Consider the following 24,485-nt stretch of genomic DNA (forward strand, 5'->3'; position numbering starts at 1 on the left):
GTCCCATGACCACGACGATCCGCAGGGCTGTCATTCCCGCCGCCGGCCTGGGCTCGCGCCTGCTGCCGCTGACGAAGTCGACACCGAAGGAGATGCTGCCCATCGGTGACAAGCCCGTCATCGAACACACCGTCAGAGAGCTGGTGGCGTCCGGCATCACGGACATCACCATTGTGGTCTCCGGGGGCAAGGGCATGATCCAGGAGCACTTCCGGCCCAACCCGGCACTGGCCGAACAGCTGCGTGTCGACGGCAAGTCGGCGTACGCGGACGCGGTGGAGGACGTCGCCGAGCTGTCCCGGCTCGGGCACATCACCTACCTCGACCAGCACGGCCCGTACGGCAACGGCACCCCCGTCCTGAACGCGGCCCGCAACTTCGACGACGAACCGATGCTCGTCCTGTGGCCCGACGACGTGTTCGTGGCGGAGGTCCCGCGCGCCCAACAGCTCATCAGGGCCTACGAGATGACCAACAGCCCTGTTCTCGCCCTCATCCCGATGGACCCCGCGGACTCCCGCCGCTACGGCGTCCCGGTGGTCGCGGAGGACCTGGACGACGGGCTGCTGCGGATCACCGGCCTGGTCGAGAAGCCCAAGCCCGAGGACGCGCCCTCCGCGTACGCGGCCATCGGCGGGTACGTCATCACCCCCGCCATCATCGACGAACTGCGCGAACAGACGCGGTGCTGGCACGAACACCGCACCGGCGAGATCTACCTGACCGACGCCATCAACGCGTACGCGCGGCGCCACGCGGCGTACGGGCAGGTGATGCGCGGGACGTGGTACGACACCGGCAACCCGCTGGCGTACCTCACCGCGCAGTTCGCGGTGGCGCTCGCCGACCCCGAGTACGGCCCGCACCTGCGCCGGCTCGCGCGGGACCTGGGCGAGCCCGGCGGTTCCGTCTAGGCGCGGGTCCGTCTCAGGCGGCGGGGCCCGGGACTGGCCGGTTCCGGCCCGGCGCGTTCGGCCCCGTTGACCGTCCGAATCGGTACATGTCAGCTTGGGTGCCGCCCGGGGACGCGCCCCGGGCACGACGTGTCGAGGGAGAACGATGAAGGCGGAAAGATCGCGTTCTGTGTCCGCTGTCACACTGGTCGCCGTCCTGGCGACGCTGTCCGTCGGTACGGCGGTCACGGCGCAGGCACACCCGTCGGCGTCCGGGACCGCCGTGTCGGCCGCCGCGTTCGGGGCCGAGAGCGAGCCGACCCCCGAGGAGCAGGCGCACCTGCGGGAGGTGGCCGGGACGATCTGGACGCCCGAGCTGGCCGCCGGGTGGAACATGAACAGTGAGGTCGAGGCCGTGCTCTCGACCGTGACGAACGAGATCCTCGAATGCTCCCGCGCGTTCGCGCTGGTGCCGAGGCCGCCCGCGTTCTTCCCCGGCCCGAGCTACCTGCGGCAGTACTGGAAGCAGGTCAAGGACTACTTCCTGGCGGTCCGGGACAACCGCACCTACCGCGCGTGTGTCGTCACGGGTGCGGCGAACTACCGGTCCGCGATCGAGATGGCGTCCCAGGGCATCTGACACCCCGCCGACCGACCCGCGCGACCACGTGCGTCGGCCCCTGTGCGGCACCCGCCGCCCAGGGGCCTCCGCGCGACCCTTCCGTACCGCCGGCTACGCGACCGTGTCCGCCAGCGCGCCCGCGAGACCGTCGACCACCGCGCGGGCGCCCTCGTCGTCGATCACCAGCGGGGGTACGGCCATCACGGACGGGCCCGCCTGGCGCAGCAGCAGCCCCTGTTCCCTGGCCCGGACCACCACGCTCGCGGCGGTCTCCGGCGACGCGGTCTCCACGACGAGGATGAGCCCGAGCCCCCGGACGTCGACCACGTGCTCGTCGTCCGCCAGCGGGGCCAGCCGGTCGAGCATGACGCCCCCGAGCCGCTCGGCCCGCTCGACCAGACCGTCCTTCTCGACCACGTCCAGGGTGGCGAGGGCGGCGGCGCAGGCCACCGAGTGCCCGGAGGTGGTGTGGCCGTAGCGCAGGCCGCCGATGACCGGGTCCTCGCCGAACGTGTCGTGGACGCGCTGCTGGACGTTGACCGCCGCGATCGGTACGTACCCGCCGCTCAGGCCCTTGCTCGACACGAGGATGTCCGGCGTGACGTCCTCGCGCAGCGAGGCGAACATCCGCCCGGAGCGGCCGTACGCCGTGAACACCTCGTCCACGATCAGCAACGTGCCGGTGGCGTCGCACAGTTCGCGCAGGCCCCGCAGGAAGCCGGGCGGCAGGACGATGGCGCCGCCGACGTTCAGGAACGGCTCGACCACCACGGCGGCCGGCGGGTCCTCCGGGTTCTCGTACAGGGCCCGCTCGAAGGCGGCGAGCAGCAGGGGTGCCGACTCGGGGCGGCGCAACTCCCTTGGCAGCAGCGGCAGTTCCACCAGGGTGGCGTCCACCGGCGACCGGAGGAGGTGCCGGCTGCGCGGCAGGGTCGACATGCTGCGCGTGAGCAGGGTGGAGCCCTGGTAGCCGCGCGCGAAGCCGACGACCCTCGACCGGGGGCGGCCCAGGTGCGACCAGTAGGCGGAGGCGATCATGAGGGCCGCCTCGAAGCCCTCGGAGCCGCTGTTGACGAACAGGGTCTTCGACAACTCCGGGGGCAGGTAGGAGGCCAGGCGTTCGGCGAGCAGCCCCGCGGGCTCCTGGCCGGCGAGCGAGAGGTCGAAGTGGTGGAGCCGGGCTGCCTGTTCACCGATGGCCCTGATCACCTCGGGACGCGCGTACCCACACGTGGAGTTGAGGGACGCGGCGTCGAGGTACTCCTTGCCGTCGACGTCCCACACGCGGTGGCCGGCGCCGTGCGAGACCATCAGCGCCGTACGGTCGGCCGCCAGGGGCGACCAGGTGTGCCACACGTGCCGCCGGTCCCGCGCCCGGGCCTCTTCGACCCGGGCCTGTTCGAGGCGGGCCTCTTCCGTCCGGGCCTGTTCGGGCCGGGACTCGGCGGTGCGGTGCTGACGGGGTGCGGGGGTGGTCCGGGTTGCGTCCATGGCGTTGCTGACTCCAAGGGATGTGGGGGCGTGTGGGGGCGTTCCTTCTGGGTCCGGGTCGTAGGTGCGGTCAAGGGCGGGATCGGTGGCGGGTGTTACCAGGCCACGGGGCCCTGGTCGTCGAAGAATCCGCCCGTCGGCCCGTCGTCGGGCAGGGTGGCCAGGTCCACGATGACGCGCGCCCCCTCGTCGGCGGAGCGCGGCGCTCGGAAGTCGTTCATGCCCGTCGCGGTGTAGCCGGGCGACGCCGAGTTGATCTTGAGGTGGGCCAGGCCGGGGTCGTGGGCGAAGGCTCTCGCGTACTGGAGGGTCAGCATGTTGAGCGCGGCCTTGGAGCTGGTGTAGGCGAAGCGCCGGTCCGCGTTGCCGGGCAGCTCGGCCCCGTCGCCCGTGAGGGTCAGCGAGGCCGTGGTGCTGGACACGTTGACGATCCGGGGCGCGGAGGAGCGGCGTAACAGGGGCAGCGAGGCGTGGGTGACGGTCACGACGCCGAAGACGTTCACGTCGAACATGTCACGCATCCGGTCCGGGGTCGTCTCCACCGCCGTCGAACCGACGAACAGGCCCGCGTTGTTGACCAGGACGTCGAGCCGTCCGTGTTCGTCCCGTACGCGCTCCGCCGCCGCCTCGACCCCGGCGGGATCCGTGACGTCGAGCTGAAGGGCTGTCACGGGCAGTCCCTCCCAGGCCAGTTCGCGTGCGGCCTCCTCGCCCCGGCCGAGACTGCGGCTGCCGAGCAGGACCGTCACGCCCCGCCGGGCCAGCGCGCGTGCCGTCGCCTTGCCGATCCCCTTGTTCGCCCCCGTCACCAGGGCCACCCGACCCGGACTCCTCATCGATGAGGTCCTTTCCGCGAGACGACATTGCCAGAGATGGCAACTATAGGGCAAGGTGTTGTCATCCTGACAGGCTTTCAAGTGCCTGAAGCCACCCGTGCTTCGGCTGACAGTGAGGTGGGCCCGCGATGACCGTGCCTGAGGACGTGGTACCCGACCGGGCCACTTCGGTGACCGAGGCGGACCGGGTGGGGCCGGTGGATCCCGGCGGGATCGCGCCGGGCAAGGGGGCGGCTCTGCCGGGCCGCGCCCGCTGGGCGGCGCCCGCGCCGTTCCTGATCGCCGGGCTGCTCTTCGCCAACTACTACCTGCGGATGCCGTCGTTGAAGACGGAGTACGCGCTCTCCAACGGCCAGCTCGGCCTCTTCCTCCTCCTGCCGGTCGTCACCGGCCTGGTCACGCTCCAGACGGCCGGGGCCCTGGTCGCGCGCTTCGGCAGCGGCCCGATCGCGCGGACGACCATGGTCGCGCTGCCCCTCTCGCTGGCCGGGATCGCGCTCGCCGGCGACCGGGTCCAGTTCGGCGCGGCCCTGCTGGTGTTCGGCGCGGTCAACGGCCTGGTGGACGTCTCCATGAACGCCCACGCCATCGCCGTCGAACGGGCCCTGGAGCGCCCCATCATGAACAGCTGTCACGCCGCCTGGAGCATCGGGACGATGGTCGGCGCCGTCCTCGGCGGCATCGCCGTGAAGACCGGACTCTCCTTCACCCAGCACTTCCTGCTGGTCAGCGTGGTGCTGGCGGTCATCGGGGCGGTGGCGGGCCGTTCGATGCTGCCGGGCTCCGCCGACCAGGGCAAGAAGGAGGCGGACGGCAAGCGCGAACGCGTGGGCTGGCGGGACGGCTGGACACCCCGCGTGGTGGTGCTCGGTCTCACCGGGACCGTCGTGCTGGTGTCCGAGTCGGCGGTGGGCGACTGGAGCGGGATCTTCCTGCGCGACGAACTCGGCGCGACCCTCGCCACGGCGTCACTCGCGTACATCGCGTTCAGCTTCTGCCAGACCGGCGGCCGGCTGGTCGGGGACCGGCTGAACCAGAAGTACGGTCCCTCCGTCCTGGTCCGGTGGGGCGGCGCCATCGCGGTGGCCGGTCTCACGGTGGTGGTGTTCAGCCCCACGCCCGCGGTCGCGGTGGTGGGGTTCGGGCTGCACGGCGCGGGGCTGTCGGTGATCGTGCCGATCATCTTCAGCGCGGTGGGCCACGGCGCCGCCGACGGCGAGACCGGCAGCGCGACCGCCGCGCTGGCGAAGGTCAACACCCTGACGTACGGCGGGTTCCTCGCCGGTCCCATGCTGGTCGGCCTGTTCGCGGACGGGTTCGGGCTGACCATGACACTCGCCGGGCTGCTGGTGGTGCTGGCCGTCACGGTGAGTACGGGACTGCGGCGCGTGTAGCCGGCCGGCGCGCGCCCCGAGTTGCCAAAAGTGTGCCTCAGGCACCCCTTTTCGACGGACGACAAAGAACGAACGACGAGCCATGGACGACCGAACGACGACCGAACGACGACCCGCGGAGGAGTTCTGATGTCGGATTCACCTGGAACGGACCTGCTGCCCAGCCGTACGGAGACCCGGGCGAGGGACCAGGAGGTTTTGATGGCGCTCGGACGCGGCGCCCCCCTGCCCCTGTCCGGGCGCACCCCGGTGCACGAGCTCGTCGCGCACTACGCCCGTACGGAACCGGCCCGTACCGCCGTGCACAGCGGCGACACCGCCCTCAGCTACCGCGCCCTGGACGCGTGGGCCGGCCGGATCGCGGCCCGACTCGCCGCGCACGGCGTCGGCCTGGGCTCCCGGGTCGGCGTGGTCGCCGAGCCGTCGACGGCCATGATCGCCTCCGTACTGGGCATCCTGCGGTCCGGGGCGGCGTACGTCCCGGTGGATCCGTCCCACCCCGACCGGCGTGTCGCCGACATCCTGGCCGACGCCCGGGTGGGCGCCGTCGTCGTCACCTCGGAGGCCGGCGCGCGCCTGGCGGGGCTCGGGCTGCCGCTCGTGGACGCGGAGGGTGAGGCTGCCCGGCCCGGGGCCCACACGGTGGACCCGCCCAAGAACCGGGTCGGCCCGCAGGACCCGGCGTATCTCATCTACACCTCCGGGAGCACGGGCGAGCCCAAGGGCGTCCTGGTCGAGCACGGCCAGCTGGCGGCCTCGACCCTCGCCCGCCGTACGGTCTACCCGGGCGAGCCCGTCTTCCTCCTGGTCTCGCCCCTGGCCTTCGACTCCTCGGTGGCCGGCCTGTGGGGCACCCTCACGGCGGGCGGCCGTCTGGTGGTGGCCACGGCGGACGAGGTCCGTGACCCCGAGCGGCTCGTGGAACTGGTCGAACGGCACCAGGTGACACAGATGTTGTGCGTCCCCTCGCTCTACCGGGTGGTGCTCGACGCCGCCGAACGGCTGGGCGCGCGACGGCTCCGCTCGCTCCGTACCGTGATCGTGGCGGGCGAGCCGCTCCCCGCCGAGCTGGTCACGCGCCATTTCGCGGCACACGGCGACCCGGTGTCGCTCGTCAACGAGTACGGCCCCACCGAGGCGACCGTGTGGGCCAGTTACCACCGCTTCGACAGCGCGGGCCCGGTGTCCGTCGGACGCCCGGTGCCGGGGGCCCGGCTCTACGTACTGGACGAGCTGATGCGGCCGGTGCCGCGAGGCGCCGAGGGGGAGTTGTACGTCGGCGGCGCAGGCGTGGCACGCGGCTACTTCGGCCGTCCCGACACCACCGCCCGCGCCTTCGTCGGCGATCCGTTCGCGGGTGCGCCGGGCGCGCGCATGTACCGTACGGGCGACTTCGTCCGCTGGAACGACGCGGGGACGCTCGACTTCGTCGGCCGCCGCGACCATCAGGTGAAGATCCGTGGCCAGCGCGTCGAACTCGGCTTTGTCGAGGCCCAGTTGTGCGCGCTCCCCGGAGTGCGCGAGGCGGTGGTCGTACCGGTCGGCGGGGACACGGGCCTGGCCGCGTTCGTGCTCGCGCCGTCGGGTCCCGAGGGCGCGGCGCTGCGGGAAGAGCTGGCGCTGAGGCTGCCCGCCGTGATGGTCCCGGCCCGGGTCACGGTGCTGGACGACCTTCCCCGTACGGTCAACGGCAAGGCGGACCGTACGGCACTGGCGCTGCGGGCGGCGGAAGGCACCCGCACCGCTGCCGCCGACCGACGTCACACCGACACGGACGCGGCCGAGCACACCGACACGGACACCGGCCAGCACACCGGCGCCGGCACCGCGCCGCACCCGGATACGGACACCGCCCAGCACACCGACACCGATCTGGCCGCCCGCGTCTCCGCCGCCTGGGCCGAGGTGCTCCAGAGCACCTCCGTCCCCACGGACGTCAACTTCTTCGACATGGGCGGCCACTCCCTCGCCATGTTCCAGCTCCAGGAGGCCCTGGAACGCCACACCGGAAAGCGGCCCTCGGTCGTCGCGCTCTTCCGGCACACCACCGTCCTGGCCCAGGTCGCGCTGATCCGCGACAGCGGTACGGAGTCGGACGCGGTCCTCACGGCCTCCCGGCAGGCCACCGCCCGGCGCGCCCGCGTCCTGCGGGCCCAGCGGCAGCGTACGGAACAGGAGACAGTCAAGTGAGCGAAGCAACGCACCATCCCTCGACCTGGTTGCAGTGCGCCGTCCCGGTGGCGGACCCCCGGTGGCAGCTCGTCTGCTTCCCCCACGCGGGCGGTTCGGCCTCGTTCTTCCGCGACTGGGGCCACCACCTGCCCGGCGTCCGCGTCCACGCCGTCCGCTACCCGGGGCGCGCCGAGCGTCTCGCCGAGCCCGTCCCCACCGACCTGCGGGAACTCGCCCGCGCCACCGCCGACGCCGTGGCCGCTCTCCCGGGCGTGCCCGATCTGCCACTCGTGCTGTTCGGGCACAGCATGGGCGCCGCCGTGGCCCTGGAGACGGCGCGGGCCCTGGAGGCGCGTGGCATCACCCCCGCCCACCTCATCGCCTCCGGCTCCCGCGACGCCGCCTACCCGCCCCCCGAGCCCGCCACCGAGATCGACGAGGACGACGAGGTCGTCACCCGGCTGATCACCCTCGGCGGCACCGACCCCGAACTGGCCGCCGACCCCGTCTTCCAGGAGCTGGTCCTGCCGTACATCCGGGGCGACAGCCACATGTTCCACTCCTACCTCCCCCGCCCGGAACCCCTTCTGCGCTGCCCGGTCACCACGATCGTCGGCGACGACGACCCCGACGCCGACCGGCGCCCGTGGAGCGAACTGACCGGCGGCGGATTCCGCGAACAGCGGGTGCCCGGCGACCACTTCTACCTGGTCCCCGAGCCCCCGTACGCCCTGGTCCTCAACTCCGTCGCAGCCCCCGCCGAGCACTGAGCGGCCCCATCCCGGAGGGCACCATGACCACCGACGAACGGAACCCCGACCGGCCCCACGACCACCTCATCAGCATCGTCCTGCCCTGCTACAACGAGGAGGAGGTGCTCGACCGGACCCACCGACGTGTCACCGAGGCCGTACGGGACCTGCCGCACGAGATCATCTACGTGGACGACGGCAGCTCCGACTCCACCTGGTCCCTCATCGAGGGGTTCGCCGCCCAGGACTCCACCGTGCGGGCCGTCCGGTTCAGCCGGAACTTCGGACACCAGGCCGCGTGCCTGGCCGGCCTCGCGGAGGCCGCCGGGGACGCGGTGGTCCTGATGGACGCCGACCTCCAGGACCCGCCCGAACTCATCCCGCGCATGGCGCGCGCGTGGCTCGACGGCTGGTCCGTGGTCTCCGCGCGCCGGACCGCGCGTCACGGCGAGAGCCACCTCAAGAAGGCCACGGCGTACGCGTACTACCGGATCCTGGCCGGGCTCTCCGAACGCCCGGTCGCCCTGGACACCGGGGACTTCCGGCTGCTCGACCGGCAGGTGGTCGACTTCCTCACCGGCCTGTCGGGCGAGCGCGCGCTCTTCCTGCGCGGGGCGATCAGCTGGTCGGGCTTCGCCGAGACCAGCATCGAGTACGAACGTGACGCCCGGCTCGCGGGCGGGACGAAGTACACCCCGCGCAAGATGCTCGCCCTCTCCCGCAGCGGTCTGCTCGCCAGCGGCAGCGCGCTGCCCCTGCGCCTGCCGACGTACATCGGCGCCGCGTCGCTGCTGGGCGCGGCGGGCGTGGCGGCGGCCCGCCGGAGCGTCCGGCGGGCCGTGCCCCTGGGGGTGTTCGGGCTCCAGTCCCTGGCGAGCGGAGTGCTCGGCGAGTACCTTCTCGCGGCCTTCCAGCAGGTCCAGGGCCGACCGCCCTATCTGGTCGCCCGGCGGACCCCCGAGCCGCGTACGGCGAACGGCAGCGAACCGCGACGACCCATCAAGGAGTTCGTGTGAACGGCGAATTGAGGAATCCCGCACCCATCCAGGACGCCGGCCCGGACGGCACCGCGGATCTCACCGCGGACGTCATCGTCGTCGGCGCGGGCTTCACCGGCCTGTCCGCCGCCCTCGAACTGGCCACGCGGGGCCACCGCGTACGGATCGTCGAGCGGGACCCCGAGATCGGCGGCCTGGCCGGCAGCTTCGACGTCGGCGGCGGCCGGCGCATCGAGCGCTTCTACCACCACTGGTTCGCCTCCGACGAGGAAATCCTCCGCCTCTGCGCGGAGTTGGGGGTGTCCGACGCCGTCGAGGCGCACGTCACCCGGACCGGCATGTTCTACGCCAACTCCATCTACCGCCTCTCCCGGCCCACCGATCTCCTGCGCTTCGCCCCGCTCCCGCTCCGCGACCGGCTGCGGCTCGGCCTCCTGGCGCTGCGCGCCCAGCGCGTCAAGGACTGGCGCGAGCTGGAGCACCGTACCGCCGAGGAATGGCTCGTCTCGCTGGGCGGACGCCGGGTGTACGACGTGGTGTGGCGCCCGCTCCTCGAAGGGAAGTTCGGCCACTACGCGGACCAGGTCGGCGCCACCTGGATGTGGACCAAGCTGCACCTGCGCGGCGGCAGCCGCACCAAGTCGGGCAGCGAGACCCTGTACTACCTGCGCGGCGGCAGCGAGACCCTCCTCACCGCCCTGCACAAACGGCTGACCGCGCTCGGCGTCGACGTGCTCACCGACACGCCCGTCGGCTCCGTCACCTTCCAGGACGGCCGGGTCAGCGGCGTACGGACCGTGGCGGGCGAACTCCTGCCCGCGCGACAGGTGTTGCTCACCGTGGCCCCCGAACAGGCCGCCGCCCTGCTGGAGTCAGGACCGTCCGGCGACGAACCCCACCCCGCCGCCCCCGCGCTGCTCCGGCAGCTGCGCCGTGTCCCGTACCTGGCGAACGTGTGCCTCGTCCTGGAGAACAACCGCCGCCTCTCCGACACCTACTGGCTCAACGTCAACGACCCGTCGTTCCCGTACGTCGGGGTGATCGAGCACACCAACATGGACGACCCCGGCAGGTACGGCGGCAAACACGTGGTCTACCTCTCCAAATACCTCCCGGCCGACGCCGAGCTGTACCGGATGAGCGACGAGGAGGTCTTTGACCACAGCCTTCCGCACCTGCGGCGGATGTTCCCGCGCTTCGACCGCTCCTGGGTGGACGACTACCACGTGTGGCGGGCCGAGCACGCGCAGCCCGTGATCACCCCCGGCTACCGCGAGGACATGCCCCCGCTGGAGACCCGGCTCCCCGGCCTCTACCTGGCGAGCATGGCCCAGGTGTTCCCCGAGGACCGCGGCACCAACTACGCCGTACGGGAAGGCCGGTCGGCCGGCCGGCTGATGGCCGACCGCCTGCGCACCCTGCCCGCCGCCCGTGCCACGGAGGCCTCCCGTGACTGAGCTGCTCACCCTCGACCAGGCCGAAGACCTCTCCATCGGCGAGGTCCACGACCTCTACGGCCGGTACGTCAGCCGCAGCCAGGTCTCCCTGATCGGCGCGTTCGGCTTCGGCAAGGACCTCGCCGAGAGCGCCGAGGGCTGCTGGATCCGGCTCAAGGACGGGCGGCGCGTCCTCGACTTCACCGGCGGGGTGGGCGTACTCAACCACGGGCACAACCACCCCCGCGTCCTCGCCGCCCGCGACCGGTTCCGCCGGCGGCACCGGATGGAGGTGCACAAGAACTACTTCTCGCCGTACGTCGCGGCCCTCAGCCACAACCTCGCCGCCCTCCTCCCCGGCGACCTGAACATCTCCTACTTCCCCAACTCCGGTGCGGAGGCGGTCGAGGGCGCCCTGAAACTCGCGTACAAATACCATCGCGGACGCCGGGGCACCGTCCTGCACACGGACATCGCCTTCCACGGCAAACTGCTCGGCGCGGGCAGCCTGACCGCCTCCCCGGAGATCCACTTCGACTTCCCCGGGATCCCCGGGACCGACTCCTTCGCCTACGACGACCTCGCCTCCTTCGCACTGGCCCTGGAGCGGCACACCGGCACCCGCGGTGACAGCGACGTCTACGCGGTGGTCCTCGAACCGTTCAGCGCCTCCAGCCTGCGCGAATGCTCCGCCGGGTTCCTGCGGGAGGTGCGTCGTATCTGCACCGAGCGGGACATCGTCCTGATCTTCGACGAGGTGTACACCGGCTGGGGCAAGACCGGCGAGCTGTTCCACTTCATGCGCCACCCCGGACTGGTCCCCGACGTCGTGACCATGTCGAAGTCGTTCGGCGGCGGCAAGGCCTCCATCTCGGGGTACGTCACCCGCGAGCCGGTCTTCCGCGCCGCCTACGACAACCTCGGCGACGCCACCCTGCACAGCACCACCTACTACGGCTTCGGCGAGGAGACCGCGACGGCGCTGGAGGCCGTGGCGGTCGCGGTCGAGGAGGACTTCCCGGGCCGGGCGCGCAAGTTGGGCGACCTCCTGTCGGCGGGTCTCGCGGACCTGGCGGCCAGATACCCCGCACTGATCACCGGGACGGCGGGACGGGGGGCGCTGCACGGCGTGTATCTACGGCAGGGCCCCCAACTGCCGGCCGCGGTACGGGAGATCCTGCCGGGGCCGCTGGCCGGGGACCCCCAGATCTTCGCCAAGCTGCTCACCGGCGCGGTCATCGCCGCGCTCTACCGGGACCACGGCGTGCTCACCTTCTTCGGCTCCAACCGGCGGATCGCGCTGATGGTCTCGCCCCCGCTGGTGGCGGGGGAGGAGGAAGTCGCGCTCTTCCTGCGGGCCCTGGACGCCGTACTGGCCAGGGGCGCGCTGCGGCTCCTCACGGACTTCGTGGTGGAACGCTTCGCACCGGCCGCCGGGAAGGCACGTTGATGCCCGGCACACCGATGTCCGGCACACCGATGCGCGGCGCACTCCGGGCGAGCGGGCTCCGTACCTACTGGGTCAGGAACTACCCCTGCCTGCGCGAACCCGGCGCCCGGGCGGCGGCCGAGGACCACGTCCTCGGCACCCTCAGGACCCTGCCCCTGCCCTACCGCGCCGGATACGCCGTCGCCCTGCGCGCCCTGCCCGTGGCGTACCGGCTCAGGACCGGACGCTCCCTGCGCCGCGCCTCCCCGGACCAGGCGTGCCGGGGCATGGCCGCCCTCACGGCGCTGCCCGGATTCACCGAGGTGGTCCGGTCGAGTACGGCGCTGGCGCTGCTCGGCGCGCTCGACCGGCGTACGGACGGCAGTGGCAGGAGCAGTGGCAGTGGCAGTGGCAGGAGCAGGAGCAGGAGCGGTGGTAGCGGAAGGGGACCGGTATGAGAGCGACAGGCCGCGGCGGCGTACGCGGGGCCCGTACCGTCGACACGGACGTCGTGGTCGTCGGCTCGGGCGCCGGGGGAAGCGTCGCCGCCCTCGAACTGGCCGCCGCCGGGCTGGAGGTGACGGTCCTGGAGGAGGGCCCGAGGGTCGGCACCGCCCGCATCGCCGCCGCCGGACCCGCCGAGAACATGCGCGCGCTGTACCGCCACGGCGGGCTGATCCCCGTCCTCGGCGAACCGACCTTCCCGTACGGCGAAGGACGCTGCGTGGGCGGCACCACCGTCGTCAACGGCGGCCTGCTGTGGGAACCCCCGCCCCCGCTGCTCCTGCGCTGGGCCGAACGTTCCGGCATCGACGGCTACCGCGCCGCCGACCTGGCGGCCCACCTGCGGACCGTCACCGAGCGCCTCGGCGTCGCCGTCCAGCGGCACGGCGACGGCAACCGCGACTCCTCGCTCCTCACGGAGGGCGCCGACCGGCTCGGCTGGCGCTGGAAGCACGCCCGGCGGGCGGTGCGTGGCTGCCTGCACAGCAACCGCTGCACCACCGGCTGCCCGAGCGGCGCCAAACAGAGCATGGCCGTCAGCTACCTGCCCCTGGCCGAGGCGCGAGGCGCCACCGTACGGCCCGGCACCCGCGTCCTGCGCGTCCTGCACGACGGCGGCTCCGTCCGGGGGGTGCTGGCCGTGGACGCGGACGGCAGACGTACGGTCCACCGGGCCCGCGCGGTGTTCCTCGCCGCGGGCCCGCTGGGCACCCCCGCCCTCCTGCAACGCAGCCACATCCACCGGCGCCTGGCGGGACGGGAGTTGGCCCTCCACGTCAATCTGCGGACCGTGGCGCGGTTCCCCGAGGAGGTCCGCGCCGAGCGCGGCACCCTCTTCACCGCCCAGGTCCAGGAGTTCGACGACCGGGGCGTGCTGATCATGCCGTCCAACGTGTCCCGGGGCTCCCTGGCCGCCGCCGTGGCGGCACGCGGCCCGGCGGACACCGAACGCCTGCTCGCCGACTTCGGCCGCCTCGGTGTGTACACCACCCAGGTACGCCTGGCCGGCACCGCACGCGTGAGAGCCATGCCGGGCGGGGGAGTGCTGCTGCGCCACGGCATGACCACCGGCGACCACACCGCCCTGCGCGACGCCTTCCGCGCCACGGCGAAAGTGCTGTTCGCCGCCGGCGCCACCGAGTTGCTGCCGCCGGTGTCGTCGGCACCACCCCTCCGTACCCCGGCCGCCGCCGACACCTTCTGCGACCGCGTGCGGCCGGCCGACTGGGAGCTGGTGTCGGTGCACGGCATGGCGTCCGCGCGGATGGGCGCCGCCGACCGAGGCGGGGTGTGTGACACCGACGGCCGCCCCTACGGCTCCACCGGGCTGCGGATCTGCGACGCCAGTGTGCTGCCGGGGGTCACGGGCATCAGCCCGCAGGGCACGATCATGGCCTTCGCCCACGAGATCGCCGCCCGCTACGCCGAGTCGTCAGGGAGGAACCATGACTGAGCCGCCGCTCACGAGCCGTACGGCACCCGAGGCCGACCGGCCCCAAGAGGCGCCAGGGGCAAGGATGTTCAGCACCGCGGCCCTGATCGCCTCGTGCGTCGGCTTCGCCCTGATCGGGGCGCTCCAGTCGCTGTACGGGCCCGCCATTCCCGCGCTGCGCCAGGAGTACGGGCTGACACCCTCGGCCGCCGGGCTCGCCCTGAGCGCCCACTTCACCGGCGGGGTCGCCGGTGTCCTCGTCTTCAACCGGGTGCACGGGAGGGTGGGCAACCGCTCCCTGCTCGGGACCTCGTACGCGCTGATGGCACTCGGCAGCCTGGGCTTCGCCCTCGCCCCGTCCTGGCCGGCCGCGCTGATCGCCGCGCTCGTCTCCGGACTCGGCTTCGGCGGGATCGACTACGGCCTCAACCAGCTGTTCGCGGTGGGCTTCGGGAACCGGGGCGCCGCCATGCTCAACGTACTCAACGCGCATTTCGGCATCGGCGCCGTCGCGGGCCCCGCGCTCATCGGACTGCTGGGCCCCGACCGGTACATGATGGTGTTCGCCGCCTTCGGCGTCGTCTCGGCGCTGCTGCTGTTCTCGCTCCGGGGCGTCAGTGACAAGGGCGGCTCGCCCGTCGCACCTGTCACGGCGGACGCGGCGGCGGACGCCACGGGCACGGCGGTGCTGCGCCGCAGCATGGGCGGCATTCTCGCCGCGTTTGTCGCGCTGTACGTCCTGCACGTGGCCGTCGAGGCCGGAGTGGGCGGCTGGGAGCCCACCCACCTGGAGACCGTCGGGTACGGCTCGGCCTTCGCGGCCTCCGCCACCTCCGTCTACTGGTTCATGATGACGGTGGGCCGCTTCCTGGTGGTGCCCCTCACCCTGCGCCTGTCGGAGCCCGTGATCGTGGGCGTCAGCTGCGTGGGCATGGTCGGCTGCCTGGCGCTGGCGACCGTCCCGGCCGCCGCGCCCTACGCGTACGCGGGGGTCGGCCTGTTCATCGCCCCCATCTTCCCCACCGGCCTGACCTGGCTGAACCGGACCGTGCCCACGGCACGGCGCGCCGGCGCGTACGTCATCGCCGCGTCGATGATCGGGGGCGTCGCGGCGGGACCGGCGTTCGGCGGGGTGATCGAGTGGTCGGGGCCACGGATGGTGCCGGTGCTGCTGTGCGCGACCGCGCTCGTCTGCCTGGCGCTCGTCGTGTGGATCCACCGCGCGACCGGCCGTACGAAGGCGGCCCTCTGACCTGCTTCCCCTGAGCCTCCTTTTCCTTGCCAAGGGGTGCCGGGCATCTGGCAAATGAAGTCCGGCGCCCCCGATCCACGTACCGGGGTCGAGTGCTGGAGCTGGGCGTACGCTGCCCAACTCCGGGGGAGTTTTGGCAAGATGATGGACGTGGAGTTGCCAGGTGCGTATCGTTCTGTGCGTCGGCAGAGGCCCGAAGCACGGACCGGGAGGTCGCCCTGATGCGTATCGCTGGCGCAACTGTTCTGCTCACCGGTGTGACGGGCGGCATAGGCCGCGCCCTCGCGCTGAAACTGTCCGGCCGGGGCACGCGCCTGGTGGTGACGGGCCGTCACGCCGAGACCCTGGCCCCTCTCGCGGCCCAGCTCGGCGCCCGTCCCGTGGTCGCCGACCTCGCGGACCCCGAGCAGGTCACCGCTCTCGCCGAGCAGTGCGCGGACGTCGACATCCTCCTCGCCAACGCGGCCCTGCCCGCCAGCGGCGACCTGCTCGACTACACCCCCGCTCAGATCGAGCGCGCCCTCACCGTCAACCTCAGCTCGCCCATCCTGCTCGCGCGGTTCCTGGCCCCGCGCATGGTGAGCGCGGGCAGCGGGCACCTCGCCTTCGTCGGCTCGCTGTCCGGCAAGGCCGCGACCCCGTACTCCTCCCTCTACACCGCGACCAAGTTCGGCCTGCGCGGCTTCTCCCACAGCCTCCGGCAGGATCTGCACGGCACCGGCGTCGGTGTGTCGCTCATCCAGCCGGGTTTTGTGCGCGAGGCCGGGATGTTCGCCGCGACCGGGGCCGAGGTGCCGAGCGGGGTCGGCACGGTCAGCCCCGACCAGGTGGCGGACGCCGTCCTGCGCGCGATCGAGGAGAACCGGTGCGAGGTCAACGTCGCGCCGGCCAAACTGCGGCTGCGCTGCGCCGTGGCCGGCCAGTTCCCCGGTTACGCGGAGAGGTCGGCCGGCCGCGGCGGGGCGAACCCCGCCGTCGACCGGATCGTCGAGGCACAACGGGCGTCCCGGTGAGCGGACGGCCCACGGGGCCCAGGGCGCTACCCCTCGGGGAACAGCGCATCCAGGAAGCCGTTGGAGAACTTCCCCTCCGGGTCGTACTTCCGCGCCAACCGCCCGAATTCCACGGCCCGTTCGTACCCGGCGGCGATCTCGGACGCACCCAGGGAGGTCAGCTTGCCCCAGTGGGGACGGGCCCCCAACGGCACAAGCAGCTCCTCGACCGCGTCGATCAGCGGCGTGATGGCCGCCGCGTCCTTGATCCAGGTGAAGTGGAACGTGACCGAGTCCCTGCCGTACGCGGGGCTGAGCCACAGGTCGTCCGCCCGGACCGTACGGACCTCCGCGATGTGCAGCGCGGGTGCCAGCAGATGCCCGATGCCGCGCAGGGCCGCGAAGGCGGCGGGAGCCGCCTCGCGGGGGAGGTAGTACTCGGACTGGAACTCCTCACCGGCACCCGGCGTCAGCTCGGGCCTGAAGTGCGGCAGCCGCTCGAACCAGGGCCCCGCGGTGCCCAGTTGCTCCGTACTGAACTCCGGCGGCATGCCGGGCACGGGATTCAGGGGTACGCGCGCGGGCTCTCCGCCCGCCCAGCCACCGTTCTTTCCGTTCCCGCCCCGGTCGAGCCGGTCCTTGAGCCACACCTGGGTCCCGTCACCGAGCCAGTCCGTGAACACACTGACGCTGTACGCGGCGGAGAACACGTCGTCGAACCGCTCCGCGACCTCCGTCAGCGGCGCCCGGACGCGGACCCGCTGTGTCATGTCGTACGTCGGCTCCACGTCCAGGGTGACCTCGGTGACCACACCCAGCGCGCCGAGCGCGACCACCGACCCCGCGAAGGTGTCCCGGTCGGTGTCCCGGCGCAGCTCCACCAGATCACCCTCCGGGCCCACGAGCCGGAGCCCGGCCACCGAGGACGCGAGACAGCGCTGACCGTCGCCCGAACCGTGCGTACCGGTCGCGCACGAACCGGCGACCGAGATGTGCGGCAGCGACGCCAGGTTGGCCAGGGCGAGCCCGGCCCGCTGCAACCCGAACGCCAGGTCCGCGTAGCGCGTACCGGCGGCGACCGTGACCGTCGCCTCCTGCCGGTCGAGTCGGACGGTGCGCGGCAGGCCGTCCAGCAGGACGCGGTCCCCCGGCGCCTCGGCGACGGCGCTGAAGGAGTGACCGCTGCCGAGCGCCCGTATCCTCGTGCGCTCCGCGACGAGCCGCCGCAACTCGTCCAGCGTGCGCGGCCGGTGGACCCGGCCGGGGTCGTAGGACACGTTGCCGGCCCAGTTCGTCCGCGGCAGGTCTGTGGTGGCTTCGAGCTGTGTCATCGCTTCGACTCCAATGAGCGGGACGGACGGCGCCGGGGCGCGTGGCGCCGCATCGGGAAAAGGCCCGCGCCCGCCGGCCCGGTACGGAGCACCGGGCCGGCGGGACGCGGATGACACCAGGAACACGCCCGTGGCGGTCGTGCGCACGCACACCACGGGCGGTCGTACCACTGCCGGGGACGGTGGTCACACCACCGCGGCCGGCACCATCTCGTCGACCAGGACGAAGCGGAAACCCCGTTCCAGGAGGCCCTCGATGACGGCGGGCAGCGCGTCCACGGTCTGCGACCGGTCGCCGCCCCCGTCGTGCAGGAGAACCACCGATCCGGGACGCGCCTGGTCGAGGATCGTCGTGGCGATGAAGTCAGCGCCGGGCATGGCCCAGTCGTCCGGCGCGACGTCCCACAGGACGGTCCTCGCGTCGGTCCCGGCCAGCCACCCCATCACCTCCGGCGTACGCGACCCGTACGGCGGCCGGAACAGGGTCGGCACGGCACCGCCCCCCGCCTCGGCGATCCCCTCCCCGGTCCGGTCGATCTGCTCCACGAGCTGCGCCCGGGTCAGATCGGGCAGGAACGGGTGCGACCAGGTGTGATTGGCGACCCCGTGCCCCTGCTCACGCATCCGGACGATCTCCTCGCCGTACGCGCGGGCGTTCATCCCGACACAGAAGAACGTCGCGGGTACGCCGTACCGTTCGAGGACGTCGAGTATCCGCCCGGTGTACGGGGGCAGCGGACCGTCGTCGAAGGTCAGGGCGACCTCGCGCCGGTCGCGCCGGCCGTGGCTCAGACAGAGGCCCGCCGTGGTCATGGCGGCCAACTCGGTCTCCGCCGAGGCGATCCACTCCGCGAGCAGGTCCTCCCGGCCGGTCTGCGTACCGCGGCCTCTCTCCAGCCTGGCGAGGGAGGCCGTCCCGCGCCGTGCCGCCGTCCGCGCCAGCTCCCCGGCGCCGACCGAGCCGAACACCGGCCGCGGCGGCAGGAGATGGGGGTCCGCGCGGTACACGTCCAGCCCCGCGGCCATCATCCGGCCGTCGAGTATCCCGTTCGTACTGTCCACCACGGTGACGAGCCGGTGGTCCATTCCCCGTAGGTGGCCGATGAGTTCATCGGTGCGCCGGGCGTCGAACGACACCGGGGACGTCATCCGCCGGCCGTCCCCGTCGACCGTCTCGACCTCGTAGCCGGCGGCGCTCCAGGCGACTCCCGCGTACAGCATGCTGTTCCCCCTCGATGTCATCCGCTCAGACGGGCTTGACGTATTCGGTGAAGTGCCGCTCGGCGAACAGCTCGGGCCAGCCGCCGCCGTCGAGCCCCAACTCCTGGGCCCGGCGCAGCATGTGGCGCCAGTACGGCTTCACCGGCGGCCAGAGGGTCCCGGTCTGGCAGTAGGAGGCGTCGACGAAGTAGCGGGGCTTCCCGGGGCTGTCGGGCCGGGGACGGCGGGCGTGGAACAGCGCCGAGTGCAGGACGACCGTCGACCCGCTGGGCAGCCGGTCGATGACCACCTCACCGGGCAGCTCCCGCGTCCCCAGGTGACCACGGGCCGTCTTCTCCGCCACCTCGTGGTGCGAGCCGGGCAGCACGACCAGCGAGGAGGTGTCGGGGGAGAGCCCGTCGAGGTAGTGCAGTGTGTGGATCATGCTGTGGGCGCGGTCGGTCTGCGGTGTCTGCTCGTAGTCGTGGTGCCAGGGCTTTCCGGCGATGCCGGGGGCCTGGCGGTCGCTGTGCAGGTGGTGGAAGACGAACGAGGGACCCATCAACTGCGTGAGCAGCGACAGCAGGGGCCGGTGATTGATCAGCTCACCGTGGCTGGGGAGTTCCAGCTCCATGACCGGGGGCACGCCGTGGATCTCCGGGTGGGTCGCCGAGGCGATGGACCGGGTCCGCAGGCCGTCGTCCACCCAGCTGTCGACTTCGGGTTTGACCTTGGACACCAGTTCGGTGGGGAGGAAACCGGGGAGGACCAGGTAGCCCAGCCGCTCGAAGCGGTCGAGGTCGGCGCCGTCCAGAGCCGGCGCGGCGAGGGTCAGTGTCTCTAGCGTCATGAGGTCGGACTCCGCTCTGTCGTGATCTGTTGTGGTGCGTGGTGGTCGGATTCGGGCCAGGTCAGTGCCTGCTGGACCGGGTCGGTGCCCGCCGGACCGGGGCAGTGCCCGCAGGACCGGCTCAGTGCCAGCCGAACCAGGTCAGGTCGCAGCCCTCCCAGCGCAGGGACGGCTGGTCGGTCTCGTTGGCCTCCAGGATTCCGCCGGCCGCCACGAGGGAACGGAGCCGTGTCTCGCTCCCGTCGGGCGACACGACGACGAGCCGCTGCCCGTCCCCGGCCGTCGAGCTGCCGACGAGGACGTGCCCGAGGTCGGTCTCCTTGCGCACCTGGAGGTGCTCGTCCTCGATCAGGCCGAGCGCGGCCAGGTCCACCGAGGCCTCGGCGACGGTGGCCTTGTCGAGTTCCTCGACGTAGTCGATGCCCGCGCGCTGGAGGAACGCCAGCTTGGCGGTACGGCGGTGGGTCTCCGTCCCCGCGTCGAGGAAGCGCCGCAGGATCTCCAGGTCGGTGGCGCCGATGTCGATGTTCGTGGAGATGTTCTTGCTGTGCATGTTGTAGACGTACGTGGCTTCCGTCGGCAGCGAGATCGGGATGCCGGCGGCGGCGAACCGCAGCCACAGGTCCCAGTCCTCGGCGTAACGGCACGACCGGTAGCCGCCGACCGCCTCGTAGTCCTTCCTGCTGTACAGGCAGCCGACGCCGATGTAGTTGCGCACCAGCATGTAGACGTACTGGTCCTTGGACTCCGGCAGCCGCTCGACCACCGGGCGCGGGATGTTCTCGGTCTCGCCCTCCACCAGCAGGAACCGCCGGGGCGCGATGAGGCCGGGCTGCCGCGCGTACGCCTGGGTCATGCCGGCCACCGCGCCGGGCAGCAGGGTGTCGTCCGCGTCGAGCTGGAGGATGAACTCCGAGCTGGTGGCCTCGATCGCGGTGTGGCGGGCGTGCCACGTGCCCCGCGGTTCGGACCGGATGACCTTGAGGGGCAGCAGGTCGACCCACCGGCGCGCCCGGTGGTAGGTGTCGTCGTCCGAGCCGTCGTCGACGACGACGACCTCGTTCGGGGTGACCGTCTGGGTCACGAGGGAGGCCAGCGCGCGGTCGATGTACGCGGCGCCGTTACGGGCCGGGATGATCACCGCGACGGTGGGGGTGTTCACCGGGAGTTGCTGCTCAGCTGACATCGATGCTCCTTGATGGATGGGCCGGGTGAAGGGAGGAAAGGTGGGTCGGGGAGAAGAGAGGAGAACAGAGGGGAAGAGAGGGCAGTGCGCCGCGATGGCCTCGTACGGCCGGGTCGGTGTGCGCGGTCGGCACGGCACACCGGGAGACAGGGGCGGCGACGCCGGAGAGTCCTCAACGGGTCGGCACTGGGGGAGCCGGGTGGTGCGAGTGGTACGGGGAGAGCGAGGGAAACGGGCGGGGGTCCCGTCTCCCGGAGGGGCCCTACGGCCAGTCGATGTCGTCCGTGCCGGGGGCGCCGGCCGGGCTGACCACGGGGTTCGGCCCCGGCCAGTCGATGCTGCCTGTCGTGTCGAAGGCGGAGGAAACCGTGAGGTTGTTCCCCGGCCAGTCGATGTCAGCCACCGCGGCGGCGAGCGGAAGTGCCAGGAGAGCGGTGGCGGCCGGCAGTGTCAGTAAAAACGCCGCGACGGCCGAGGTGGACGAGGTGCCGGTGAACTTGCGCATGGGAACTCCAGTGGATCCGTTGACGGTTCGGGCGGCGCTGCGACGCCGGGTGCTGACGAGGAATAAAGCTAGTAACTGGAAAAGCTGTTTGGCAAGTACTTGCCTAGGATCTGCCAAAGTGTGACTCAGGGTGATCCCGGCCCGGGGAGATCAATTGCCAACAGGTCCGGAACTTTGTCAGCACGCAGTGTGGCCGCTACAGTGACCGTCAGGCATAATGGGGACTCTTCTGAGGTGTCTGAGACGCTGAGGCAGGAGGTCGACCGTCGGCCGAAAACTGGATCCGTGTGTATCTGGATCCCCGTGAATAGTGGGACCGCCATGATGGAACAGCCCTATTTCGGTCGTCGCCTCAAAGAGCTGAGGAGGGCGCGCCGGCTCTCCCAGGCCGCTCTGGCGGGTGAGGAAATCTCCACCGGGTACCTGTCACGACTGGAGTCCGGTGCCCGACAACCCACCGAGCGGGTTGTCACATACCTTGTCAAGAAACTTGCCGTGGAGCGGTCGGCGTTCGACGTGCCGCCGAGCGGTGGTTCGCTGGCCCAGGCCCTCTCCCTCGCGACCTCCTCCGACAGCGACGAGACGGTCGAGCGCCTGATCATCGCGCTGGACCAGGCGGAGGACGAGGATCTCCTGCTGCGCTGGCAGGCCCTGTGGATCATCTCCCGGCACTGGCAGCGCCGCGGCGAACACGCCGAGGAGCGGGAAGCCCTGGAGGAACTGGTCAGGATCGCCGACGAACTGGCGCTGCCCGAGTTGCAGTGCAGGGCCCAGTCCCAGCTCGCCCGGTTGCTGAGGGCGACGGGCGAGGTGACCCGCGCCATCGACATGGCCACCCACGCCTATCAGTTGGCCACGCAGGGCAAACTGTCCGTCTCCGACGTCGGGACGGCGTTGCAGACGCTCGTCGCGGCCGAGGCCGAGGCGGGCCGGCTGCCCGACGCCAGGGCCCACGTGGACGAACTGGTCGCCCTGGTCGAGAACGGCGGCTCGGAGGTCATGCGGACCGAGGCGCTCTGGTCGGCGGCCACGGTGCGTTTCCGGCAGGGCGACCACGAGCGGGCCCGGGAGTTCCTCGAACGCGCGATGAACGAGCTGGACAGCCGGGTCGACCTCACTCTCTGGGTACGGCTCCGGCTGGCCACCGCCTCGCTCTGCCTCCAGACCGAGCCGCCGCTCACCACGCTCGGGCGCGCGTACCTCCAGGAGGTGGAGGGCGCGCTCGCCCTCGTCGGTACGTCGGTGATGCGGCAGGAGCTGCTGATGCTCCAGGCGTATCTCGCCTTCCACGAGGGCCGGTACGAGGACGCCCGCGCCGCGCACGACGAACTCAACTGCGACGACATGCGCATGACCTACCGTGACCGGATCAGGCTCAGCATCCTCGACAGCCAGCTGCTGCTTCTGGAGGGCGACGAGGAGCGCGGCCTGGGGCAGCTCAGGGAGCTGGGCGAGCAGGCGAGGCAGGCGTCGAACATCGACCTCGCGGCGGACATCTGGCGCATCCTCGCGGGCGCGCTGGAGACGTCCCGCCGGCGGAGGTCGGCGGCCGAGGGCTGAGAGCGGCGCGGCCCCCAGGCCGCCGATACGTCGCCGGTACGTACGGATCCCCTCGTCCCCCACCGGAAACATCAGGGTGGGGGACGAGGGGATGAGTGTGTTCAGAGGGCCAGTACGCGCCTCAGCCAGCCGACCCGCGCGTGATGCGCCGTCCGGGAGACGACCGCGTCGGGGACCCACTCGTCGAAGCTGTGGAAGGCGCCCGCCCACACGTGCAGTTCCGCCTCCCCGCCGGCCTGCCAGAGCCGGGACGCGTAGGCGACGGCCGTGTCGCGCAGCGCCTCCACCGACCCGACCTCGATCCAGGCCGGCGGAAGCCCCGAGACGTCGTCCGCCCGGGCGGGCGCGGCGTAGCAGGAGACGTCGTCGGTGCCCCGCCGGTTGCCGAGCAGCGCCGCCCACCCCGCGGCGTCGGACTCCCCGTCCCAGAGCCCCACCCGGCCCATCTGCCGTGCCGAGAAGCTGTCGCACCGGTCGTCGAGCATCGGGAACTGGAGGAACTGCCCCAGCAGCGGCGGCCCCTGGCGGTCCCGGGCCAGCAGGGCGAGCCCGGCGGCGAGGGCGCCGCCCGCGCTGTTGCCGCTGACGACGGTACGGTCCGCGGGCAGCCCGAGCCGCCCGGCGTTCTCCGCCAGCCAGAGCAGACCGGCGTAACAGTCCTCCACCGGGGCCGGGTCCGGGTGCTCCGGGGCGAGCCGGTAGTCCACCGACAGCACGGCGAGCCGAAGCTCCTCGGCGCGGTTGAGCTCGCCCGTCAGCTCCGTACTACGGTGGCTGCCGGCCACCATGCCACCGCCGTGCGTGTGGTAGATGACACCGCGCGGCGCCTCCGTCCCGGCCGGCCGGCAGAGCAGCAGGGGGATCTCGGGCCGGCCGGCCGTCGCGGGCACGGCAAGCTCCTCGATCGTGAACGCCCCGTCCCGGCGGATCGCGTCGTCGGAGAGCCGGCCGCGCAGGCTCCTGCGCCGCCGGTCGGCGACGAGCGCGGGAGTCAGCGGCATGGGCAGCTCCGCGAGGATGGCGCGCAGTGGCGCCCCCAACTCGACGTCGAACGGGGGTATTTGCCCGGTGCACGGGTGTGGTCGCAGTGAGGTCGTGGTCGCGGTCATGGTCGTCGGTGCTCCTGGGGTCGTCGCGTGGGTGGTTTCCCGGATCAGCGGGCGTCGGCGCCGTCGGTGTCACCGACCAGCGCGAACGCGTCCACTTCGAGCAGCAGTTCGGGCCGGAACAGCGCCACGACCTGCACCACGGTGCTGGCCGGCGGGCGCGCGGTGTCGATGAACTCGTCGCGTACGGCGAGGACGGCCGGTACGAACGCCACGTCGGTGACGTAGTACGTCAGCTTGATGACGTCGTCGAAGGTGGCCCCCGTGGCGGCCAGACAGGCCCGCATGTTGGTGAAGACCTGCCGGGCCTGGGCGGCCGGGTCGCCCTCGCCGACGAGCGTGCCCTTCTCGTCGAACGGCATCTGACCGGCGAGTGCGGCCAGCCTCCCCGGTCCCGTCACCACGTGGGTGTAGCCGGAACTCGGCTCGACGCCCTCCGGGGCCGAGATGTGCGTGAGCCGCCGCTGTTTCATGACCATGTCCTTCACCCTTCCGTTGTTCCTGACCTGTTCCCGGGGCCTGTTGTGCCGGGCCGTGCCGGGCA

Annotated in this window: 22 protein-coding genes; 13 read left to right on the forward strand and 9 right to left on the reverse strand. The window is 72.1% G+C overall.

Going from position 1 to position 24,485, the window contains the following annotated elements:
- Positions 1-5: 5 nt before the first annotated feature.
- The gene (locus tag GT042_RS13225) at positions 6-914 is read left to right on the forward strand and encodes a UTP--glucose-1-phosphate uridylyltransferase (RefSeq protein WP_161308890.1); all 909 of its coding nucleotides are present in this window, start codon (positions 6-8) and stop codon (positions 912-914) included.
- Between the two features lie 169 nt (positions 915-1,083).
- Positions 1,084-1,533: a hypothetical protein gene (locus GT042_RS13230; protein WP_345943761.1), complete on the forward strand. Its 450-nt coding sequence runs from the start codon at positions 1,084-1,086 to the stop codon at positions 1,531-1,533.
- A 93-nt stretch (positions 1,534-1,626) separates the two neighbouring features.
- On the opposite strand, the gene GT042_RS13235 is transcribed toward GT042_RS13230, so the two are convergent.
- Positions 1,627-3,006: an aspartate aminotransferase family protein gene (locus GT042_RS13235; RefSeq protein WP_161308892.1), complete on the reverse strand. Its 1,380-nt coding sequence runs from the start codon at positions 3,004-3,006 to the stop codon at positions 1,627-1,629.
- Positions 3,007-3,101: 95 nt separating this feature from the next.
- Positions 3,102-3,842, reverse strand: a complete 741-nt coding sequence (locus GT042_RS13240) for an SDR family oxidoreductase (RefSeq protein ID WP_161308893.1) — start codon at positions 3,840-3,842, stop codon at positions 3,102-3,104.
- A 128-nt stretch (positions 3,843-3,970) separates the two neighbouring features.
- Here GT042_RS13240 and GT042_RS13245 point away from each other — a divergent pair, with 128 nt between their 5' ends.
- The 10 genes from GT042_RS13245 (at position 3,971) to GT042_RS13290 (ending at position 16,224) form a co-directional block, all read left to right on the forward strand.
- Positions 3,971-5,236, forward strand: a complete 1,266-nt coding sequence (locus GT042_RS13245) for an MFS transporter (RefSeq protein WP_161308894.1) — start codon at positions 3,971-3,973, stop codon at positions 5,234-5,236.
- A gap of 129 nt (positions 5,237-5,365) precedes the next feature.
- Positions 5,366-7,426 carry a non-ribosomal peptide synthetase gene (locus tag GT042_RS13250; protein ID WP_161308895.1) on the forward strand — a complete coding sequence of 687 codons (2,061 nt, stop codon included), beginning with the start codon at positions 5,366-5,368 and terminating at the stop codon, positions 7,424-7,426.
- Complete coding sequence (locus GT042_RS13255; RefSeq protein WP_161308896.1) at positions 7,423-8,178, forward strand: alpha/beta fold hydrolase; 756 nt, start codon at positions 7,423-7,425, stop codon at positions 8,176-8,178. The genes GT042_RS13250 and GT042_RS13255 overlap by 4 nt, the downstream gene beginning before the upstream one ends.
- Positions 8,179-8,201: 23 nt before the next feature.
- Entirely contained in the window at positions 8,202-9,176 is a 975-nt protein-coding gene (locus GT042_RS13260) for a glycosyltransferase family 2 protein (protein ID WP_161308897.1), read from the forward strand.
- A complete protein-coding gene (locus GT042_RS13265; RefSeq protein ID WP_202532715.1) occupies positions 9,173-10,615 on the forward strand; it encodes an NAD(P)/FAD-dependent oxidoreductase in 1,443 nt (480 codons plus the stop codon). The genes GT042_RS13260 and GT042_RS13265 overlap by 4 nt, the downstream gene beginning before the upstream one ends.
- Positions 10,608-12,044, forward strand: a complete 1,437-nt coding sequence (locus GT042_RS13270) for an aminotransferase class III-fold pyridoxal phosphate-dependent enzyme (protein WP_161308898.1) — start codon at positions 10,608-10,610, stop codon at positions 12,042-12,044. The genes GT042_RS13265 and GT042_RS13270 overlap by 8 nt, the downstream gene beginning before the upstream one ends.
- On the forward strand, positions 12,044-12,481 hold the full coding sequence (locus GT042_RS13275; RefSeq protein WP_161308899.1) for a hypothetical protein: 438 nt from the start codon (positions 12,044-12,046) through the stop codon (positions 12,479-12,481). Before GT042_RS13270 ends, GT042_RS13275 begins: the two co-directional genes overlap by 1 nt.
- Positions 12,478-13,980, forward strand: coding sequence for an FAD-dependent oxidoreductase (locus tag GT042_RS13280; RefSeq protein WP_161308900.1), 1,503 nt, complete (start codon positions 12,478-12,480; stop codon positions 13,978-13,980). Before GT042_RS13275 ends, GT042_RS13280 begins: the two co-directional genes overlap by 4 nt.
- A 64-nt stretch (positions 13,981-14,044) precedes the next feature.
- Positions 14,045-15,211, forward strand: a complete 1,167-nt coding sequence (locus GT042_RS13285; protein WP_161308922.1) for an MFS transporter — start codon at positions 14,045-14,047, stop codon at positions 15,209-15,211.
- 221 nt (positions 15,212-15,432) lie between these two features.
- Positions 15,433-16,224, forward strand: a complete 792-nt coding sequence (locus GT042_RS13290; protein WP_161308901.1) for an SDR family NAD(P)-dependent oxidoreductase — start codon at positions 15,433-15,435, stop codon at positions 16,222-16,224.
- Positions 16,225-16,250: 26 nt separating this feature from the next.
- On the opposite strand, the gene GT042_RS13295 is transcribed toward GT042_RS13290, so the two are convergent.
- From GT042_RS13295 to GT042_RS13315, 5 genes are all read right to left on the reverse strand, one after another.
- Positions 16,251-17,534 carry a D-arabinono-1,4-lactone oxidase gene (locus tag GT042_RS13295; protein ID WP_161308902.1) on the reverse strand — a complete coding sequence of 428 codons (1,284 nt, stop codon included), beginning with the start codon at positions 17,532-17,534 and terminating at the stop codon, positions 16,251-16,253.
- Positions 17,535-17,720: 186 nt separating this feature from the next.
- Complete coding sequence (locus tag GT042_RS13300; protein ID WP_161308903.1) at positions 17,721-18,755, reverse strand: polysaccharide deacetylase family protein; 1,035 nt, start codon at positions 18,753-18,755, stop codon at positions 17,721-17,723.
- A 25-nt stretch (positions 18,756-18,780) separates the two neighbouring features.
- A complete protein-coding gene (locus GT042_RS13305) occupies positions 18,781-19,584 on the reverse strand; it encodes a phytanoyl-CoA dioxygenase family protein (protein WP_161308904.1) in 804 nt (267 codons plus the stop codon).
- 121 nt (positions 19,585-19,705) lie between these two features.
- Positions 19,706-20,770 carry a glycosyltransferase family 2 protein gene (locus GT042_RS13310; protein ID WP_161308905.1) on the reverse strand — a complete coding sequence of 355 codons (1,065 nt, stop codon included), beginning with the start codon at positions 20,768-20,770 and terminating at the stop codon, positions 19,706-19,708.
- A gap of 262 nt (positions 20,771-21,032) precedes the next feature.
- Entirely contained in the window at positions 21,033-21,275 is a 243-nt protein-coding gene (locus GT042_RS13315) for a hypothetical protein (protein ID WP_161308906.1), read from the reverse strand.
- A gap of 324 nt (positions 21,276-21,599) precedes the next feature.
- Here GT042_RS13315 and GT042_RS13320 point away from each other — a divergent pair, with 324 nt between their 5' ends.
- Positions 21,600-22,835, forward strand: coding sequence for a helix-turn-helix domain-containing protein (locus GT042_RS13320; protein WP_237530769.1), 1,236 nt, complete (start codon positions 21,600-21,602; stop codon positions 22,833-22,835).
- Positions 22,836-22,936: 101 nt separating this feature from the next.
- Here GT042_RS13320 and GT042_RS13325 read toward each other — a convergent pair whose 3' ends face one another.
- Together GT042_RS13325 and GT042_RS13330 are read right to left on the reverse strand one after the other, a co-directional pair.
- Complete coding sequence (locus GT042_RS13325; RefSeq protein ID WP_161308907.1) at positions 22,937-23,944, reverse strand: alpha/beta hydrolase fold domain-containing protein; 1,008 nt, start codon at positions 23,942-23,944, stop codon at positions 22,937-22,939.
- Between the two features lie 44 nt (positions 23,945-23,988).
- A complete protein-coding gene (locus GT042_RS13330; RefSeq protein ID WP_161308908.1) occupies positions 23,989-24,414 on the reverse strand; it encodes a RidA family protein in 426 nt (141 codons plus the stop codon).
- Positions 24,415-24,485: the final 71 nt, after the last annotated feature.

It is taken from the genome of Streptomyces sp. SID3212, from assembly GCF_009865405.1.
Classification (GTDB): domain Bacteria; phylum Actinomycetota; class Actinomycetes; order Streptomycetales; family Streptomycetaceae; genus Streptomyces.

Coding starts and splice junctions, on each gene's coding strand:
- GT042_RS13225 (WP_161308890.1), top strand. CDS start 6: ATGACCACGACGATCCGCAGGGCTGTCATTCCCGCCGCCGGCCTGGGC.
- GT042_RS13235 (WP_161308892.1), bottom strand. CDS start 3,006: ATGGACGCAACCCGGACCACCCCCGCACCCCGTCAGCACCGCACCGCC.
- GT042_RS13240 (WP_161308893.1), bottom strand. CDS start 3,842: ATGAGGAGTCCGGGTCGGGTGGCCCTGGTGACGGGGGCGAACAAGGGG.
- GT042_RS13245 (WP_161308894.1), top strand. CDS start 3,971: ATGACCGTGCCTGAGGACGTGGTACCCGACCGGGCCACTTCGGTGACC.
- GT042_RS13250 (WP_161308895.1), top strand. CDS start 5,366: ATGTCGGATTCACCTGGAACGGACCTGCTGCCCAGCCGTACGGAGACC.
- GT042_RS13260 (WP_161308897.1), top strand. CDS start 8,202: ATGACCACCGACGAACGGAACCCCGACCGGCCCCACGACCACCTCATC.
- GT042_RS13275 (WP_161308899.1), top strand. CDS start 12,044: ATGCCCGGCACACCGATGTCCGGCACACCGATGCGCGGCGCACTCCGG.
- GT042_RS13280 (WP_161308900.1), top strand. CDS start 12,478: ATGAGAGCGACAGGCCGCGGCGGCGTACGCGGGGCCCGTACCGTCGAC.
- GT042_RS13285 (WP_161308922.1), top strand. CDS start 14,045: ATGTTCAGCACCGCGGCCCTGATCGCCTCGTGCGTCGGCTTCGCCCTG.
- GT042_RS13290 (WP_161308901.1), top strand. CDS start 15,433: ATGCGTATCGCTGGCGCAACTGTTCTGCTCACCGGTGTGACGGGCGGC.
- GT042_RS13295 (WP_161308902.1), bottom strand. CDS start 17,534: ATGACACAGCTCGAAGCCACCACAGACCTGCCGCGGACGAACTGGGCC.
- GT042_RS13300 (WP_161308903.1), bottom strand. CDS start 18,755: ATGCTGTACGCGGGAGTCGCCTGGAGCGCCGCCGGCTACGAGGTCGAG.
- GT042_RS13305 (WP_161308904.1), bottom strand. CDS start 19,584: ATGACGCTAGAGACACTGACCCTCGCCGCGCCGGCTCTGGACGGCGCC.
- GT042_RS13310 (WP_161308905.1), bottom strand. CDS start 20,770: ATGTCAGCTGAGCAGCAACTCCCGGTGAACACCCCCACCGTCGCGGTG.
- GT042_RS13315 (WP_161308906.1), bottom strand. CDS start 21,275: ATGCGCAAGTTCACCGGCACCTCGTCCACCTCGGCCGTCGCGGCGTTT.
- GT042_RS13320 (WP_237530769.1), top strand. CDS start 21,600: ATGGAACAGCCCTATTTCGGTCGTCGCCTCAAAGAGCTGAGGAGGGCG.
- GT042_RS13325 (WP_161308907.1), bottom strand. CDS start 23,944: ATGACCGCGACCACGACCTCACTGCGACCACACCCGTGCACCGGGCAA.
- GT042_RS13330 (WP_161308908.1), bottom strand. CDS start 24,414: ATGAAACAGCGGCGGCTCACGCACATCTCGGCCCCGGAGGGCGTCGAG.